The organism is Bacteroides caecimuris (assembly GCF_001688725.2).
GTDB lineage: Bacteria > Bacteroidota > Bacteroidia > Bacteroidales > Bacteroidaceae > Bacteroides > Bacteroides caecimuris.
Genome location: NZ_CP015401.2, coordinates 1,368,220 through 1,385,366 on the forward strand (window position 1 = coordinate 1,368,220; position 17,147 = coordinate 1,385,366).

Sequence of the window (17,147 nt, forward strand, 5' to 3'; positions counted from 1 at the left end):
GGGAGTCGTTATAACTTCTCTTCATTAGATTCTGTTATTCAAGGCTGGGTGAGTAAAGAGTACTATCCAGGTGCTTCTATCTCAGAGATTGTAAAGGGACATCCGTTGGTTGTGAAACAAGGCCGCGTTGAAGTGGGCAACGGTTCTCTATACTATGAAGAAGCCGGTTGGGGTGAACCTGTCATCTTTGTACACGGTCATTCGCTCGACCATCGTATGTGGGATGAACAATTTCCTGTGTTTGCGAAAAAGTATCGTGTCATTCGTTATGATTTGAGAGGATATGGCATTTCGTCTTCACAAACGGAAGACTATCAATTCACACATGCTGAAGATTTAGTTACTTTGATGGATTCTTTGCACATCAAGAAAGCGCATATCGTAGGACTTTCTTTGGGTGGGTTTATTACTGCTGATATGTTGGCGTACTTCCCTGACCGGATGTTATCTGCTTTTTTAGCCAGTGGGAACATTCGGAAATCGAAAGGCCCAAGTGAACCGATGACTCCGGAAGAAGCAAGAGTACGTGATAAGGAGATTGCTGCTTTGAAAGAGAAAGGGGTAGATGTGATGAAGAAAGAGTGGTTTGAAGGATTGATGAAATCCGGTGGAAGTCAGCGTGAACGGATGCGTGAGTCTCTATGGCAAATGATCGATGAGTGGGATGCGTGGCAACCTTTGCACAAAGAAGTACGGGTGGTAGCTGGTTTGGATGCCATTGAGAAATTGAAAAAGAATCATCCCGATGTACCTGCTTTAATTGTTGAAGGTCATTCTTCTGGCAACCGATTCTCAAAAGAACCTCCCATTTTACAATATCTTCCCAATGGAAAACTGAAAGTAATTGACGATTGCGGACACATGCTGAATATGGAACGCCCGGAAGAATTTAATGCGGCATTGGAAGAATTTTTGAAAAACGTTCAATAAAGAATAATATTTTGCCATTAAGATAGGATTTAAATCTCAATTGATTCCAGGAAAGAACAAACCCAATGGTTGTATTAAATTAGAGATTTTTGATGATGGCATTAAGAAAATCGGTCCTGAATATTTTGGAACAGGCGGAGATGCTAATAATAGATATGAGATTCTGGGTGCAAGTGAGATTTCGACTACAGAGCCAAATGTCTTATATTACGACTTACAGTCAAGATATAAAACTGTGACTCCTACAGATTGGAATCAGGTATTTGATTTAGTGCAATGTAAGTTTGTAATTGCCGATTTCCCGGAAACTGCTCAGACTTATGATCTTTATTGGATTCGTTCTTTCAAATCCATAGAGGAACTTCAAGCTTTTGTAAACAGTGAAAACAATAACAAATAACTATCATGAATAAGATGAAATTATATACAATAATAGGAACAGGGCTTTTTGCCCTGACTTCTATCATGCTTTTCGCATGCAGTGAGATAGAAGACGGCTCTAATGATATGAGCAGTTGGCCGGAAGTAAAAGATTATGTTACGACCTTGGAGCATCCTTGCATGCTCCATACGGAAACGGATTTTGAGTTCGTAAAAGGAAAGGTACAATCCGGTGCACAGCCTTGGAAGAACGCATTCGACCATTTAACTCGTGGTGGAAACAACTTGTCGCAATCTGCCTATAAGGCATCTCCTGTGAAATTGTTGGCGCGTCTCGACCAGAATAACTGGGCGGGTAAATATCCTAATGACTGGAATAATTACACGAAATTGATGAAAGATGCCGCTGCCGCCTATCAATTGGCTCTGGCAAAGAATGTGGGTGAAGACCTTTTCATATTCGATGACGGACGTGCGTTGGCTATGTGTGAGTATGTGGCTAAATACAATATCGGTGGTGCTGAAACCGGTAGCTCAAGCGCTAGTTGGAAGATGACTGATTTTAGATATACGGATAATGACTTGCCTTATACTACCTATACTAATTGTAGCGGTAGCTGGGATACTATCTCGGCACAGGAAAGAAGAGAAGGAAAAGATTCCCGTGGTGAGGTGCGTCCTGCATGGGAATTAGTGAACCGTCTGGCACAAGATTATGGAAAATCTAGTATCTATGCCAAGATGTGGGTGGATAAGATGCGTGAGAACGCTAGTCGCGGAAATTCAGATGGCGGAACCGGTGATTACGGACCTAATAGCGGTGGCTATGACCAATTAGGATTCGGTACATTGATGTTTGCCAAGGAATAAATAATAAAAAGATTCCGTACCGGATGAAGTATAAACGGGGAGAGTGTACAAAGCAAAATCTCCCCGTTTTTTATTTCAGGGCTATCAATTATATCTTACGTCAATGAATACGACGGACTTGAAGAGAGAAAACTAATAAATTAAAAGATTAATAGAAAAAATAGATTATAAAGTTTGATGAAGTAACCATGCAAAGATAACCATTTGTTTTCTATAGAAGACGATTTTAAGGAGAAATCGTCTTCTATAAAAAACGCTTTTGCAAAAAGTGAACCCATGTGGTATAATATTTCTGTAATAATTCGGATAAAAAGAAAAAAGTTGCAAGGGGATTAGGTATTTACCTAATCCCCTTCGTATATATAAGTAAATAGGTCAGTAAACAGATTGTTTGAAATCAGTGATTGGATTCAGTTTTAAAAGTGCTTAGTTTTTATATAAGGTAGAAAGAACCTGTTTTTAGGAATAACGAATCTAGTTTTGAATGAAATTGATTAGTAAGGTATATGCGTAAAAAGATTCTGTTTTTAGCAGGAATGATAGCTTGCAGTTCATTGGCAGGCTCACAAGAAATTTCAAAGACCTGGGTGGCTGATAAGGGAAACGGTACTTATCAGAACCCGGTTCTTCATGCTGATTATTCCGACCCGGATGTATGTGCAGCCGGAGAAGATTTCTATATGACGGCATCCAGTTTCAATTGTATCCCGGGTATTCCTATTCTTCACTCCAAAGATTTGGTGAATTGGTCGCTGGTGAACTATGCGTTGCCGGTGCAGGAACCGAAAGAATTTTTCGATAAGGCACAGCACGGCAAGGGCGTATGGGCGCCTTCTATCCGTTTTCATAACGGGGAGTTTTATATCTATTGGGGTGACCCGGATTATGGAATCTATATGATTAAAGCCAAAGATCCGAAAGGAAAATGGAGCAAGCCTGTATTGGTGAAAGCTGGGAAAGGAATGATTGATGCAACTCCTTTGTGGGACGAAGACGGAAAAGTATATCTGATACATGCTTATGCCGGAAGCCGTAGTGGGGTGAACAGTATCCTCGTCATTTGCGAACTGAATGCGGAAGGAACAGAAGTTACTTCCGATCCGGTGATGGTGTTCGACGGAAATGATGGAAAGAATCATACCGTAGAAGGACCGAAGCTTTATAAACGCAACGGATACTATTATATTTTTGCTCCGGCAGGAGGAGTGGCAACCGGTTGGCAATTGGTACTTCGCTCAAAGAACATCTATGGCCCTTACGAATCGAAAATCGTGATGGCACAAGGAAAGACAACGATAAACGGACCTCATCAGGGAGGCTGGGTAGACACCAATACAGGAGAATCCTGGTTCGTCCATTTTCAAGATAAAGGCGCTTACGGACGTGTGATTCACTTGAATCCGATGACGTGGATAAATGACTGGCCTGTAATCGGAGTGGACAAGGATAAAGATGGTTGCGGTGAACCTGTAACGACTTATAAGAAACCGAATGTGGGAAAGACCTATCCGGTAGCTACTCCGCCGGAGAGTGACGAATTCAATACCCGGCATTTGGGATTACAATGGCAATGGCATGCCAATAAAAAAGACACTTACGGGTTTACTACCGATTGGGGATTTATCCGTCTGTATGCAGGCAGCCTTTCGAAAGAGTTTGTGAACTTTTGGGAAGTTCCTAATCTGTTGATGCAAAAGTTTCCGGCTGAAGAATTTACAGCTACGACCAAGCTGACATTTACTGCCAAGCAGGATGGAGAACAAGCCGGAATCATTGTGATGGGATGGGATTACAGTTATCTTTCTATCCGCAAGGCGGGAGATAAGTTTATTTTGCAACAGGCAATTTGCAAGGATGCGGAACAGCAGAACCCTGAACAGATAAAAGAATTGGCAAATATTCCGGTAAAATATTTGAAGATGCCGGGAGTAGCAGATAATGAATGGCAAACAGTTTATTTAACGTGAGTTCGAAATAAGAATAAATATATTTCGCTGATAATTAGAAACATATCGATAAAAATATTAAATTTATAGTGCTGAATTATAACATTTAAACGATTACCACTATGTTTCCAGAGTCTAAAGTTACAGAGATTTATTGTATGGTCGATGATTTTTGCAAGGAATTTACATTACAACAGGAAAAATACATGATTGAGGATAAGAAGACCAAGCACCGCAACAAACCCAACCGTATGAGTGATGCTGAGATTATGGTTATTCTAATCCTGTTTCACTCCGGTGGTTTCCGTTGTTTCAAGCATTACTACAAGGAATATGTTTGTAAACATCTGAAACACCTTTTTCCGCGTCAGGTTTCCTATAACCGTTTTGTGGAGTTGGAGAAGGAAGTATTGCTTCCCATGACCATCTTCATCAAAAAGGTACTGCTGGGAACCTGCACCGGCATCAGTTTTGTCGACTCCACTCCTTTACGTGTCTGTCGTAATCAAAGAATCCTTATTCATAAAACATTTGAGGGACTTGCCGAGCGTGGAAAATGTTCAATGGGATGGTTCTTCGGATTCAAGCTGCATCTGATAATCAATGACAAGGGTGAGATTCTCAATTTTATGTTCACGTCCGGAAACGTGGATGATCGTGAACCGTTGAAGCAGGGTAAGTTTCTGGAGAACATAAAAGGAAAGCTATGTGCAGACAAGGGGTATATCGGTCAGGCTCTGTTTGAGAACCTCTTCCTTAATGGTATACAACTTGTCACTAAAGTTAAAAACAATATGAAGAATTCACTGATGAGTATTACCGACAAGATTCTGCTCAGAAAAAGAGCCTTGATTGAAACAGTCAATGACGAATTGAAGAACATTGCACAGATAGAACACTCCAGACATCGTTCATTCAATAATTTTGTAGCCAATTCTTTGTCGGCTATAGCAGCATACTGCTTTTTTGAAAAGAAGCCCGCCATTGACATAAACTTTGTCAATGACGGACAACTTACTATCTTTTGATCTTATATCGAACTCACGTTATTTACAGGTAAAGGTTCGGAAAGGAGCCGTTTGTACGTTTGCTTATAGTCTGGACGGGAAGAAATATACGACAGTGGGAGAGTCTTTCACAGCCCGTCAAGGCAAGTGGATTGGAGCTAAAGTAGGAGTGTTTTGCGTAACTCCGAATGAGGGAAATCGTGGATGGGCGGATGTAGACTGGTTCCGGGTGACTAAGTAAGCTGATGGGATGACTAAGTTACTGAATGCTCAAGTGAATGACAAAGAGAAATAAAGATTAAGAATTAACTCGAAGATATCAGATTAAGATGAAAAAGATTGTAGTAGGTTTGGCTGTGATGTTAGGTTTCTGTATGTGCACTCACAAGCCTTCCGGTATATTGGATGTGAATAAGGCATTGGACTATTGTGCAGAGCAGACACAACGTACGCTTGCGGAACTGAAAACAGACTCCGGCATCGACTATACAATGATGCCACGTAATATCATGGCGGACGAACAACACTGGAATTGCCGGAAAGCGACGAAGGAAGAATGGTGTGCCGGTTTCTGGCCCGGAGTATTGTGGTATGATTACGAATATACGAAAGATAAACAGATTCAGGAAGAAGCGGAGAAGTTCACGAATTCACTGGAATTCCTTTCCAAGACTCCGGCTTTCGACCATGACTTGGGCTTCCTCGTGTTCTGTAGCTACGGAAACGGTTATCGCCTGACCAAGAATCCGGCTTACAAACAAGTGATTCTTGATACAGCCGATACGTTGGCTACTCTGTTCAATCCCATCGTAGGAACCATCCTTTCATGGCCTCGTGAAGTGGAACCTCGCAACTGGCCGCACAATACCATCATGGATAACATGATCAACCTCGAAATGCTTTTCTGGGCAGCGAAGAATGGTGGAAATCCTTATTTATATGATATTGCCGTTTCTCATGCCGATAAAACGATGAAATGCCAGTTCCGTCCCGACTATACATCTTACCATGTAGCGGTATACGACACTATTACAGGTGACCTGATAAAAGGAGTAACGCACCAAGGTTATGCTGACAGCACCATGTGGGCGCGTGGTCAGGCATGGGCAATCTATGGATATACTGTAGTCTATCGGGAGACGAAAGATCCTAAGTATCTTGATTTCGCGCAGAAAGTGACAGATGTCTATCTCGAACGCCTGCCGGAAGATAAAGTTCCTTATTGGGATTTCAGTGCCCCGGGAATACCGGATGCTCCGCGTGATGCTTCTGCTGCCGCAGTGGTGGCTTCTGCTTTGCTTGAATTATCCACTTACCTCCCGAATGGAACCGGAAAACGTTATAAAGATGCAGCTATTGAAATACTGACAAGCCTGAACTCTGACAGTTACCAGAGTGGCAAAAGCAAACCGTCATTCCTGCTGCATAGCGTAGGACATTGGCCGGCTCATTCAGAAATAGATGCTTCTATTATTTATGCAGATTATTATTATATCGAAGCTTTGCTGAGGCTGAAACGTTTGCAAGAAGGACACGAGGTATTGGGATAACAAGTATTACCGGGCTTATGAATACGGTCATATATCATTCTCCTCCTTCAGGAAGGAGGAGTACCCGTAGGGGGAGGTGGTAGGTGAATACATAAGTCTATTATCTACAATAAGATAGAAAGAACCTCGTTTATCCTACCACCCCGTCCTTCGGACACCCCTCCTTCGGGAAGGAGGGGAGTTAGAGTTACTAACGACTTTTTAGACAGCCTCTTTTTTACTGGTTAAGGTTAGGTTTATTATTATTTTACCTTGATGATGTCATAATTCAAATTGCTGACAGCTTCTTGCAAGCTATCGTTCACCAAACGAAGAGTGGTGTCATTGATAATCACGAAATACATCGGAGCTTCACCATTCTTCGGAGATAACTTAACTGCTGTCATCGGTTTGTTGTTCACTACCTTCTGTACAGTCTCTTGTTTTCCTTTCGAGGTGAAAATCTTGTTTTGTCCTTGACCTTCAGCATCGAGGTAAGTCATATCTAGTGTGTACACTGTATCTGCATTGTCAGTTGCAGCATTCAAGGTTAGTACATAGTCAATCCCCGGACCATCGGCAGCAGGGAGAGTACCGGTATAGACTTCAGTCAACCGGGTAGTCGGAGTCATAGTAATAGCTATACTGTCTGCTTGTGCCTCTACGGTTTTGTTTGCTTTTGATTGGCATGATGCCAAAGCAGCTACGACTGCTGCTAACATAATTACTTTTTTCATTTTTAAGTGCTTTAAGTTAATATAATTATAGTGAGCTATTGCTCGTTTTTTGCTATCCTATTCCTGTTCCTCGTCCCGTTTGATGACCAGTAGTTTGTCTACTCGTCCGCGGTCCATATCCACCACTTCGAATTGCAGATTTTGGTAGGTGAAGATGTCTCCTGCTTTCGGGATGCGACTGACTAGGAACATGGCCAATCCACCCAGAGTGGTGAAGTCTTCCGATTCCAGATCTTCGTAGGATAGGATACCCATTTCCTCCATGAAGTCGTCGATATTCATTGAAGCTTCCACCAGCATTGAACCATCCTGCCTTGTGACGATTTCTTCTTCTTCCATTTCATCCTCTTCAAGGATGTCTCCGAAGATACTTTCGGTCAGGTCGTGCAGTGTGATAATGCCTTCTGTGCTGCCATACTCGTTAACAACAACTCCGAACTTGTTTTTGTTCTTCTTAAATAGCTCTAAAACTTTATTTGCATATAAACTTTCCGGAATGAAGAGAGGAGGACGTGCAATTTCGCGTAAGTTAAACACCTTTTTATTGCCTACCATCAGGATAATGTCCTTTACGGAAACCACACCGATTATCTCGTCTTTCCGTTCGTCTACCAATAGATATTTACTGTAATGTTCTTCTTCAATAATCTTCATTACCTTTTCCTGTGTATCATCGGGATGAAGGATAATGAGATCTCTACGGTGTGTCATCAGTTCGTTGGCGCGTTTATCAGAGAAGCGGAATACATCACGTATCATTTCCGTTTCCTCTTTGTCAATCACACCTTGTTCCGAACTTTGGTGCAAGATCATTTTGATTTCCTCCTGCGTCATGGGGCGTTCTTCGCTTTTCAGACCGATAAGTTGGTTCAGCAACCGGGTAGAGACGCTTAGCAACCATACAAAAGGATAAGAAACCTTCGTCAGCAGAATCATGACCGGGCTGAACAAAGTGGCGTACCGCTCCGGATTACTAAGAGCAATGGATTTAGGAACCAGCTCTCCGATAATCAGAGAAAGATAGGTGATGATTGCTACGGTAGTAATCATTGCCAGGTTGCGTGCGTATGCTTCTGCGCCCGGAATGAGAGAAAAGAAAGGAATGAGATCGTCGGCAATGGCCACACCACCATACGCACCCGATACGATACCGATCAGTGTGATACCAATCTGAATGGTAGACAAGAACTTTTCCGGTTCTTCCAATTGTTTTAAAACTCCACGGGCTGATTTGTTACCTTTTGCGATAAGTGTTTCAAGACGTGCTTTGCTGGATGATACCAGCGCAATTTCATACATGGCAAAAATGCCATTCAGTACGAGTAAGAAAACGATAATAAGAAATTCCATAAATGGATTAAAATGATTATTGCTTCGAAATTATATAAATAAGAATACTCTCTTTATATATTAACGATAATTGGGTAAAATTGTTTGCTTCGCTATGTCGGTATTTTACAGAACGGAGGAGAATAGGCGGATAAATTAAGAGCCTGTTTAAATTTTCCTGAGATTATGTTAGATAGGCTTTACCGACCTGTTTCTATTCGTCACATAGTCTCCGTCATGCTCCTCACAATAACAGAAAATATACTCGAAAGCAACTCTCAAAACTGTGTCGGGCAAAACTCGGAGCAGGCTCTTAATAACCCACTTTTCATTCATTAATAGAAAAGTTCTCTTTCATTAATTGTAAACTTCTTATTATCAGCATGTAAACTTATTTTTTTGTTAACCGTAATCTATAAACGCAAGCTTCGTTTATAAAAACAAAGGCTTTGATTATAAAAACGAAGCTTGCAATTATATAATCAAAGCTTGCGTTTATAGTTTGCATCGAATGAAAAGAAAGTTTCCTTCCTGTCCGAAGGAACTTTATACTTAATGGGCGGGAAGTTTTCTATTAATAGCCAAGAGCGCAACTGTTAACACCCCTTCCGCCAACTACAGACGGACGCGACAAGAAGAGCCGGGGTAAGTTAAAATATCAGCTATAATATTATGACTGAAGAGAATTTAAACAGGCTCTAAGGCATTTGAATATAGGTTGTATTGATAAATATTCAGGCACGGAATTATACAAAATCCCGTGCCTGATAGTAGTCATACGAAAGTATCGTTTATTATTTCTTGGCGTAGCTGTCTGCTTTGGCTTTTGTACGTTCGATACGTTTTTGAGTGTCCGGATGTGAAGAGAACATTCTTTGTGCATAGGATGCTTTAGGAGCATCTTTTGCAAGTTCGGCCAGTTTAGTCAAGGCATTTGCCATTGCATACGGGTCGATACCGTTTTTTACACAGAATTCAACACCGTAGTCATCGGCTGCATTTTCCTGCTTTTGTGAGAATTGTGCACCGGCAAGAGCTTCTGCCATGGCTCCCAGTTCGGAGTCTGTCAGTTTGGCCACTTTGTCGTTGGCTACACCTGCCGCGTTTTTCACTGCTGATCGCAGGTAGGCATTTTTCATAGCGTCTTTGGAATCGGTGTGAACCACGTGACCGATTTCATGACCTACCACTGCCATTACTTCTTCGTCCGTCATAACATCCATCAGACCGGCACAGATACGTACACTACCGTCACCGCAGGCAAAGGCATTTACGTCTATCACTTCATATACACCGAAGTTCAGTTTCAGTCCGTCCACTTCTTTGATGTGTCCCGTAAGTCTCTCTAACCGTTTGCCATATTCGGTATCAGGTTTTGTCAATGGATTATGGGTATCCATCCATGCCATATATTCCTTACTCATATTGGCAATGTCCGCATCAGATAACGTAACGGCTGATACCACATCTTTACCTGCTTGTAAAGCTTTTCCTAAATTAATCTTCTTGCCGAATTGTGCAGAAGCTGTCATTCCCATGCCTAACAATATGAAGGCAATCATTACAATTTTTCTTTTCATATTCTTTTCTGGTTTGATGTTTTATGTATAACGTTAATGAATTCTAATGGCTGACGACTGTTTTTCTCAATCGCCGTTCCTTTTATTTGATGTACAGGCTGTGTCTGTAACAGGGAAAGCAGAATGTTAGAAAATAATAGCAACGTCAACAGTTTTTTCATGTGATTGCAAATTGTCACCGCAAAAGTACAAATAAAGTATTAAATAGTGATACCTTCCGTGAATAAAAATAGAAGCACTTCTGATTTGGTTCGTTTTACCTATTGATAAAGTTGGTCGGATTTTGTTTCACATTTCATTTTTATATCTTATTTTTGTGGGACATATTAAACCAGATTCCTTATGAAGACTGTAAAATTGATAACCTGTAATGATGCGATGAAGGCACATATTCTTCAGGGCGCATTGGAGAATGAAGGCATTGAATCTATTCTGCACAATGAGAATTTCTCGACTTTGTATAAAAGTTACGTGAGTAGTATAGCGGGGGTAGATATATTGGTGGCAGAAGAAGACTACGAAAATGCTGTCCAAGTGTTGAAGGATAACGACAGTTGGCCGGAAGAGTTGACGCTTTGTCCGTACTGCGGTTCATCGGACATCCGGTTGGTCTTGAAAAAAGGAAAGCGCTGGCGTGCCATGGGGGCTGCTATCATTTCTGCATTGATGGTCATTCCCCCGGGAGACAACCATTGGAACTATACCTGTAAACAGTGTCATAAAACCTTTGAAATGCCGGTTTCTAAATTTAATCCTACTGCAGAGATAGAGGAATAACTATGTCTAAATTATTATAATACACAATGAAAAAGAAAAAACTTCTATTAATTGCTCTTCTTTTAATTGGGGTAGCTTCGTCATTTGCTGCCAAAGTAGATACCTTATTAATAAAAAGCCCTTCCATGAATAAGGACGTAAAAGTGATCGTTGTTACGCCGGATGCTGCATTAGGAAAGAAAGCGGTGGCTTGTCCTACTATTTATCTGTTGCACGGTTATGGTGGAAATGCTAAAACATGGATTGGCATTAAACCGAATCTTCCCCAAATTGCGGACGAAAAAGGAATCATATTCGTTTGTCCGGACGGAAAGAATAGCTGGTACTGGGATAGTCCGGTCAACCCGTCTTTCCGCTATGAAACTTTTATTTCATCGGAACTGGTGAAGTATATCGACAAACATTACAAGACCATTGCCGACCGCAAGGGACGTGCCATCACCGGATTAAGTATGGGTGGACACGGAGCGATGTGGAATGCAATTCGTCATAAAGATACATTTGGCGCTGGTGGAAGTACGAGTGGAGGGATGGATATTCGTCCGTTCCCGAAAAACTGGGACATGGCTAAACAGTTGGGAGAATATGAATCGAATAAGGAGGTGTGGGATAATCACACCGTTATCAACCTGATTGATAAGATAGAGAATGGCGATTTGGCTATCATTGTCGATTGTGGAGAAGGCGATTTCTTCCTGAATGTGAACAAGGATTTGCATAACCGCCTGTTGGAAAGAAAGATTGATCATGATTTTATTACCCGCCCGGGAGCGCATAATGGACAGTATTGGAATAACTCCATTGATTATCAGATTCTGTTCTTTGATAAGTTTTTCAAGAAATAAAACTAGGAATACTTGACTTTGGCTTTTCAATGTTGTATCTTTGTACAGAATCATAAAATAGATTGAGATTAAACTACGATAAAAGGAGGGAGCGGAAGCTTTCTCCTTTTTTGTTGTATTCTTGGAAGTCGTGAGTTTTATCCCGGCTTATAAGAGGGATGAGACTAGGGATTAACGTGTTTTATACCGCAGCTTTATAAAAATTAGACGGCGTGTTACGACTCATTAAACGCCGCGTTAGGAAACGTTAGCGCCTTTGTTAGGTAAAATAAGCACCTTTGTTTCGGAATAAACAAAGGTGAGGTATGAAAAATGCCTTTATAGGTTAAGAATCTATAATTCTGCTCTTGACAGAAATAGAATGATTGAGGCTACATAACTCATTCTTTCTTATTTTAATCGTAATCCGTTACTATTAAAACGTCTGCTTGCCGGACTTATTACGCTTTTCTCTATCTTGAATTGCGTTTTGGTCGTCTCTTCTGTTTCCTCGTCCTTTGGTGGATAAGTTCCGTCAATAACACCGATGGCTACTTTTAACATTCTTTCGTTAGGATCACCGAATGGCAGAAACTCACTGTAATTAGTAACTCCACCAATAGTCGTTTCACTGATTTTAAGATCTGTTGCAGGGGAGATAGCTCCTCCGGCATCGTAGTTTGAATCATAAACAGTGCAGACTACCGGATTGATTGACCACAGAAATTCTTCATTAATGAATTGTTCTGTTGCTACATTTTGTCCTTTGGTAACACCACCGATAGTTACAACAGGATAGCTGTCTTTCAGTGAAAGACTCCTGATTAACATTTCCGGTGCTCCGGCTGTTGTATTGCTTGTGATGGCAAGCAGGGCGGGCAGGTCTAAATTAACACCACTTTTTAGTATCTCACTATCAAAGTTGATGGCAGCATCCTTGTCCCTGTTTTTATCGTTATATTCCAGATAGGCCATCGGCTTATTTAATCGTACTTCTGAGGTCAGGATTGTACCTAATAACTGAACGCAATCCAATGAACCACCGGAGTTGTAACGTAGGTCAAGTATAACATATTTCACGCCTGCTGTCTTGAACTCTTGTGAGATTTGTCGCAGTTCGTTATTATACTTGTCTGGATCACTGTTGGTTCCGGCAGTGAAGCTATTGTACATCAGATACCCTACTTTGATATCTCTATTGTTTTCTTTTACCGTAAGTATTTTGGTCTTATGTATCGGATTGTCCTCAACGGATTGTGCGGCAGGTAGTTTTAATGTTATATCATTAGGTACTACCTTGTATACAAATTCTTCTTCTCCTTCTTCTTCCCCTTCTTCCGGTTCAACAGGAACTTCTTTCCATACTCCCATCACCAAATCCCGGGCTTTGGTTCCCTGTAGCAATTGAGTCTCATATTTCTTGCTGATGTAAGAAGTATCGACTTTCATAATCCAGGCTCCACGTTCCAGTCCGGCTACTTCTGCTGGTGAACCGGGAATGACGTAAGTAATTAATGCATTGTAGGCAGTATCAATGTCCGGGTTGCGAACCAGTGAATAGTCGAATCCATAAGTAGGCAGCGGAGTCTCTATCACAGAATCCACAAACGAATAACTGTCGCTTTTCGATTTCACTTTAGACAAGAACGAGGCAGGATCCAAAAACAGATTCACATCATCGTAGGAGGGTAGATCTTGATACCACAGATAGTTCTGTTGCATAATGTCCAGCATCCATGTATCCAGTGCAGTTTGATGGGCATACTCTGGCCAGCGGTCGACGCCACAGGAGAAGAAACCACTGATAGATACGAGGATCAGGGCAGGTATGAGGATTATCTTTCTTAATTTCGTCATCATAAAAGGCTTTTTTACTGTGCAAATGTAGGAAATACTTTGCTTATCTACCACATTTATGGTATAAAAATGCCTTCAATGTGTGATTGGGTGTTAGAGAATCTTGCCTTATCTTTGTGACATTAAAGTTTTCGATAGATATTAGCTAAAATATAGAAAGTTATTAATAGATGGATTATTATTCATGGAGATAGCTGCATTATTATCAGGAGGTGTCGACAGTGCGGTTGTTGTACATCTCCTTTGTGAGCAAGGATATAAGCCTACTCTTTTTTACATTAAGATAGGTATGGACGGAGCGGAATATATGGACTGTTCGGCAGAGGAGGATATTGAATTATCTACTGCTACAGCACGTAAATATGGTTTGTCTTTGGAAGTGGTAGACCTGCATCAGGAGTATTGGGAGAATGTAGCAGCGTATGCCATTGATAAAGTCCGGCAGGGGTTGACACCGAATCCGGACGTGATGTGTAATAAGCTTATCAAATTCGGCTGCTTTGAACGGCGTGTCGGGAAAGATTTTGATTTTACAGCAACCGGTCATTACGCTACCATCTTGCAGCGTAATGGTAAAACTTGGCTGGGCACGGCAAAAGATCCCGTGAAAGATCAGACAGACTTTCTTGCCCAGATTGATTATCTGCAAGTTTCCAAACTCATGTTTCCCATTGGAGGGTTGATGAAGCAGGAAGTACGTGAGATTGCAAACCGTGCCGGATTACCTAGTGCCAAAAGGAAAGACAGTCAGGGGATTTGTTTTCTTGGAAAGATAAACTACAATGATTTCGTTCGTCGTTTTTTAGGAGAAAAGGAAGGGGCGATTGTTGAATTGGAAACCGGAAAGAAAGTGGGTACGCATCGGGGCTATTGGTTCCACACAATTGGTCAGCGGAAAGGGCTCGGATTGAGTGGTGGTCCCTGGTTTGTAGTCAAGAAGGATATTGAGGAAAATACCATCTACGTATCTCGTGGATATGGCGTAGAGACGCAATATGGTAATGAGTTCCGGATGCATGATTTCCATTTCATTACTGATAATCCCTGGAAAGATCAGGAGAAGGAGATAGACATTACTTTTAAGATTCGTCATACTCCCGGATTTACAAAAGGAAAACTGATACAGGAAGGGGAAAAGCAGTTTCACATCTTGTCGTCCGAAAAGTTGCAAGGCATTGCTCCGGGACAGTTTGGGGTGATTTATGATGAAGAAGCAAAAGTTTGTGTGGGGAGCGGTGAAATCATCCGTTAAATAGTTTATTTTGATTGGTGAAGATTGGATAATCAGGAGATTTTTCACTACTTTTGTTTCGTAGAATATAAATAAAGGAGGATTGCTTATGACAACGATGGAATTGAAAAGTCTGAAAATGGACTTGGTGGAGGAACTCCTGAGTTTGAATGACAAAGAGATGCTCAATCGAGTGAAGAACTATTTGAAACGACTGAAAAAAATGGAAGCTGAAAAAGAAGAGGAAGAAATCACGAAAGAAGAAGTTCTAGCAGGGATTGACGCCGGACTGAAAGAAGTAAAACTTTCAATGGAAGGTAAGTTGGAGGTAAAGACTGCAAGAGAGTTCATTAATGAATTATGAAATTATAGTTAAGCCGACATTTCAGCGGGAGGCTAAAAGGCTGGCGAAACACTATTCCTCTTTTAAGGAGGATTTTGTTTCATTGATTGATGATTTAGAACAGAATCCTTTGCTAGGGACGGACTTGGGACATGGGCTGCGCAAAGTTCGTATGAAAATTACTTCAAAAGGAAAAGGCAAAAGTGGAGGAGCAAGGGTTATAACATTTACGTTAGTTGTTTCTCAACAAGATGCAGTTTTGAATCTTCTCTATATTTATGATAAAGCAGATAGAGCGTCTATATCGGAAAAGGAAATAGAACAACTTCTGAAACAGAATGGATTGAAATAGAATAGAGAAAGGTACTGTTCACTAATTTGTGTTAATAGGATGTGTAGGGTAATTCTGATAAGGCAGCCCCTCAGATGTAATATTCCGCTAAATCCACAATCCCAGCCCTCATCGCATATTTAGTAGCTTCATGTACATTATTTACTCCCAATTTACGAAAGATATTCTTACGATGACTGTTTATCGTATGGAAACTAAGATTTTTCTCTGCTGCAATCTCTTTCGTCGTTTTCCCCAATGCAATTTCTTTTAGGATATTCTTCTCCGTTTGTGTCAGCAGATGGTCGTCTATGCTTGAGGCAGCCAGCGGAGAAGAAGCGCCTGAAAGCAGCAGATTGCTGACATGATTGCAAATATACCGTTGTTTGCGGGTGGCACATTGAATGGCAGTCATGATTTCTTCTTTCGAGTTATCTTTCATTACCACCCCGAAAGCCATACTGCTGAACAGTACCTGGCGGAGAAAGTTCAGGCTAAGTTCGTCAGAGAATAGAATCCAGTCGGCTTCCTTGAATCTTTCCTGTAAGACAATCAATTCATCCGTCCCGGCAAAATTGAACAAGGTATAATCCAATACAATCACTGCTTGCGGATGCAATCGTAGCTGCTGAATCAATTCAGCCTTGTTATCAGCTTCTAAAAGGAGGGTCACTTCCTTTTGTTTACTTAGCAGGAACATCATTCCCGCCTTGCTGATATCCTGATTGTCTGCGATGATAAATTCTCTCATAAGCAACGATGAATAAAAAGATTCCGCTACAAATGTACGCTTTTTGCGTGATTTGTAGCGGAGTTATGATAAGATTCTTGTATCCAGATTACCAGGAACGTCCTTTGAAGATATTTGACTGGTCAAGCGGAATGATATTGCCGTTCAATGTCAGGTTATTGTTGCTGAAGTTCGGGCTGATACTAACCGAAGCAGTATTGTTTCCGCTGCTCATATTGATAAATACTTGAGCGGAGATACCGATACCTTGAACGTTGAATGAGCAGTTCACATTTCCTTTTTTGTCGATATTCATCTTCATATCTGAAGAATTACCATCTACTGTAACACCACCGATTCCGTTAGGACCCGGGTAAGGAGTGTTGAAAGCTGTCTGTACGGTAGCTCTGTTGCCGTTCATCAAGACGAAATTGGTGTTTGAAGTAACAAAAGCACTCATACCATTGCGGAAGACAACCTGATTGGCTTCCAATACAAATTGCTTGTTCTTCAAAGCCTGTACAGCTTGTTGATAGGCTGCCATGTCCTGCACCTCTTCTTCGGCACGGAGTTTCGCTCTCTCTGCATCTCTTTGAGCTTTTCTTTCTGCGCGGCGTGCTGCTGCGTTACTTTCTTGTGCATACATCATTGTGCTTGCACTTACTAATACTAATGCTACTAATGCAATAAACTTTTTCATAACTTTTTTTTGTTTAGGTTTAATACGTTGTTCGTTTATTGCAAA

The 17,147-nt window shown here is 41.2% G+C and carries 15 protein-coding genes and 3 pseudogenes; 12 read left to right on the forward strand and 6 right to left on the reverse strand.

The genetic code is table 11. The features are described from left to right. Positions 1–75 precede the first annotated feature (75 nt). From A4V03_RS05770 to A4V03_RS05800, 7 genes and pseudogenes are all read left to right on the forward strand, one after another. A pseudogene (locus A4V03_RS05770) lies at positions 76–930 on the forward strand (alpha/beta fold hydrolase); the annotation flags it as partial. Between the two features lie 40 nt (positions 931–970). Next, positions 971–1,330, forward strand: coding sequence for a DUF4979 domain-containing protein (locus A4V03_RS05775; RefSeq protein WP_065538258.1), 360 nt, complete (start codon positions 971–973; stop codon positions 1,328–1,330). A gap of 5 nt (positions 1,331–1,335) precedes the next feature. Next, complete coding sequence (locus tag A4V03_RS05780) at positions 1,336–2,181, forward strand: hypothetical protein (RefSeq protein WP_065538259.1); 846 nt, start codon at positions 1,336–1,338, stop codon at positions 2,179–2,181. Between the two features lie 506 nt (positions 2,182–2,687). Continuing rightward, a pseudogene (locus tag A4V03_RS05785) lies at positions 2,688–4,142 on the forward strand (glycoside hydrolase family 43 protein); the annotation flags it as partial. 107 nt (positions 4,143–4,249) lie between these two features. Continuing rightward, on the forward strand, positions 4,250–5,155 hold the full coding sequence (locus tag A4V03_RS05790; protein ID WP_065538260.1) for an IS982 family transposase: 906 nt from the start codon (positions 4,250–4,252) through the stop codon (positions 5,153–5,155). Positions 5,156–5,174: 19 nt separating this feature from the next. Next, positions 5,175–5,375 (forward strand): annotated as a pseudogene (locus A4V03_RS05795) (beta-xylosidase family glycoside hydrolase); the annotation flags it as partial. Between the two features lie 88 nt (positions 5,376–5,463). Next, positions 5,464–6,684 (forward strand): glycoside hydrolase family 88 protein, encoded by a 1,221-nt coding sequence (locus A4V03_RS05800; protein ID WP_065538262.1) that lies wholly within the window; start codon positions 5,464–5,466, stop codon positions 6,682–6,684. Between the two features lie 242 nt (positions 6,685–6,926). Here the strand turns inward: A4V03_RS05800 and A4V03_RS05805 are convergent, their stop codons facing one another. The 3 genes from A4V03_RS05805 to A4V03_RS05815 form a co-directional block, all read right to left on the reverse strand. Then, positions 6,927–7,400 (reverse strand): copper resistance protein NlpE N-terminal domain-containing protein, encoded by a 474-nt coding sequence (locus A4V03_RS05805; protein WP_065538263.1) that lies wholly within the window; start codon positions 7,398–7,400, stop codon positions 6,927–6,929. Positions 7,401–7,457: 57 nt separating this feature from the next. Then, a complete protein-coding gene (locus A4V03_RS05810) occupies positions 7,458–8,750 on the reverse strand; it encodes a hemolysin family protein (RefSeq protein ID WP_065538264.1) in 1,293 nt (430 codons plus the stop codon). Positions 8,751–9,523: 773 nt separating this feature from the next. Then, positions 9,524–10,309, reverse strand: coding sequence for a M48 family metallopeptidase (locus tag A4V03_RS05815; RefSeq protein ID WP_065538265.1), 786 nt, complete (start codon positions 10,307–10,309; stop codon positions 9,524–9,526). A 342-nt stretch (positions 10,310–10,651) separates the two neighbouring features. On the opposite strand from A4V03_RS05815, the gene A4V03_RS05820 reads away from it, so the two are divergent. After that, positions 10,652–11,086, forward strand: coding sequence for a putative signal transducing protein (locus tag A4V03_RS05820; protein ID WP_065538266.1), 435 nt, complete (start codon positions 10,652–10,654; stop codon positions 11,084–11,086). Between the two features lie 26 nt (positions 11,087–11,112). After that, the gene (locus tag A4V03_RS05825; protein ID WP_065538267.1) at positions 11,113–11,931 is read left to right on the forward strand and encodes an alpha/beta hydrolase; all 819 of its coding nucleotides are present in this window, start codon (positions 11,113–11,115) and stop codon (positions 11,929–11,931) included. 390 nt (positions 11,932–12,321) lie between these two features. Here A4V03_RS05825 and A4V03_RS05830 read toward each other — a convergent pair whose 3' ends face one another. Beyond that, a complete protein-coding gene (locus tag A4V03_RS05830) occupies positions 12,322–13,770 on the reverse strand; it encodes a S41 family peptidase (RefSeq protein ID WP_065538268.1) in 1,449 nt (482 codons plus the stop codon). A gap of 181 nt (positions 13,771–13,951) precedes the next feature. Here A4V03_RS05830 and mnmA point away from each other — a divergent pair, with 181 nt between their 5' ends. The 3 genes from mnmA to A4V03_RS05845 all read left to right on the forward strand — a co-directional run bounded on the left by mnmA (position 13,952) and on the right by A4V03_RS05845 (position 15,693). After that, entirely contained in the window at positions 13,952–15,019 is a 1,068-nt protein-coding gene (gene mnmA, locus A4V03_RS05835; RefSeq protein WP_065538269.1) for a tRNA 2-thiouridine(34) synthase MnmA, read from the forward strand. A gap of 88 nt (positions 15,020–15,107) precedes the next feature. Further along, entirely contained in the window at positions 15,108–15,362 is a 255-nt protein-coding gene (locus tag A4V03_RS05840; RefSeq protein WP_004316007.1) for a hypothetical protein, read from the forward strand. After that, positions 15,352–15,693 (forward strand): type II toxin-antitoxin system RelE/ParE family toxin, encoded by a 342-nt coding sequence (locus A4V03_RS05845; protein WP_008643242.1) that lies wholly within the window; start codon positions 15,352–15,354, stop codon positions 15,691–15,693. Before A4V03_RS05840 ends, A4V03_RS05845 begins: the two co-directional genes overlap by 11 nt. 70 nt (positions 15,694–15,763) lie before the next feature. Here A4V03_RS05845 and A4V03_RS05850 read toward each other — a convergent pair whose 3' ends face one another. Both A4V03_RS05850 and A4V03_RS05855 read right to left on the reverse strand, forming a co-directional pair. After that, complete coding sequence (locus tag A4V03_RS05850; RefSeq protein WP_065538270.1) at positions 15,764–16,423, reverse strand: LuxR C-terminal-related transcriptional regulator; 660 nt, start codon at positions 16,421–16,423, stop codon at positions 15,764–15,766. A gap of 88 nt (positions 16,424–16,511) precedes the next feature. Next, positions 16,512–17,102: a DUF4251 domain-containing protein gene (locus A4V03_RS05855; RefSeq protein WP_065538271.1), complete on the reverse strand. Its 591-nt coding sequence runs from the start codon at positions 17,100–17,102 to the stop codon at positions 16,512–16,514. Positions 17,103–17,147: the final 45 nt, after the last annotated feature.

Excerpts from the sequence above, each read along its gene's own strand:
- A4V03_RS05815 (WP_065538265.1), bottom strand. The coding sequence starts at position 10,309 with ATGAAAAGAAAAATTGTAATGATTGCCTTCATATTGTTAGGCATGGGA.
- A4V03_RS05830 (WP_065538268.1), bottom strand. The coding sequence starts at position 13,770 with ATGATGACGAAATTAAGAAAGATAATCCTCATACCTGCCCTGATCCTC.
- A4V03_RS05855 (WP_065538271.1), bottom strand. The coding sequence starts at position 17,102 with ATGAAAAAGTTTATTGCATTAGTAGCATTAGTATTAGTAAGTGCAAGC.
- A4V03_RS05805 (WP_065538263.1), bottom strand. The coding sequence starts at position 7,400 with ATGAAAAAAGTAATTATGTTAGCAGCAGTCGTAGCTGCTTTGGCATCA.
- A4V03_RS05850 (WP_065538270.1), bottom strand. The coding sequence starts at position 16,423 with ATGAGAGAATTTATCATCGCAGACAATCAGGATATCAGCAAGGCGGGA.
- A4V03_RS05820 (WP_065538266.1), top strand. The coding sequence starts at position 10,652 with ATGAAGACTGTAAAATTGATAACCTGTAATGATGCGATGAAGGCACAT.
- A4V03_RS05810 (WP_065538264.1), bottom strand. The coding sequence starts at position 8,750 with ATGGAATTTCTTATTATCGTTTTCTTACTCGTACTGAATGGCATTTTT.
- A4V03_RS05800 (WP_065538262.1), top strand. The coding sequence starts at position 5,464 with ATGAAAAAGATTGTAGTAGGTTTGGCTGTGATGTTAGGTTTCTGTATG.
- A4V03_RS05790 (WP_065538260.1), top strand. The coding sequence starts at position 4,250 with ATGTTTCCAGAGTCTAAAGTTACAGAGATTTATTGTATGGTCGATGAT.
- A4V03_RS05825 (WP_065538267.1), top strand. The coding sequence starts at position 11,113 with ATGAAAAAGAAAAAACTTCTATTAATTGCTCTTCTTTTAATTGGGGTA.
- mnmA (WP_065538269.1), top strand. The coding sequence starts at position 13,952 with ATGGAGATAGCTGCATTATTATCAGGAGGTGTCGACAGTGCGGTTGTT.
- A4V03_RS05845 (WP_008643242.1), top strand. The coding sequence starts at position 15,352 with ATGAATTATGAAATTATAGTTAAGCCGACATTTCAGCGGGAGGCTAAA.
- A4V03_RS05780 (WP_065538259.1), top strand. The coding sequence starts at position 1,336 with ATGAATAAGATGAAATTATATACAATAATAGGAACAGGGCTTTTTGCC.
- A4V03_RS05840 (WP_004316007.1), top strand. The coding sequence starts at position 15,108 with ATGACAACGATGGAATTGAAAAGTCTGAAAATGGACTTGGTGGAGGAA.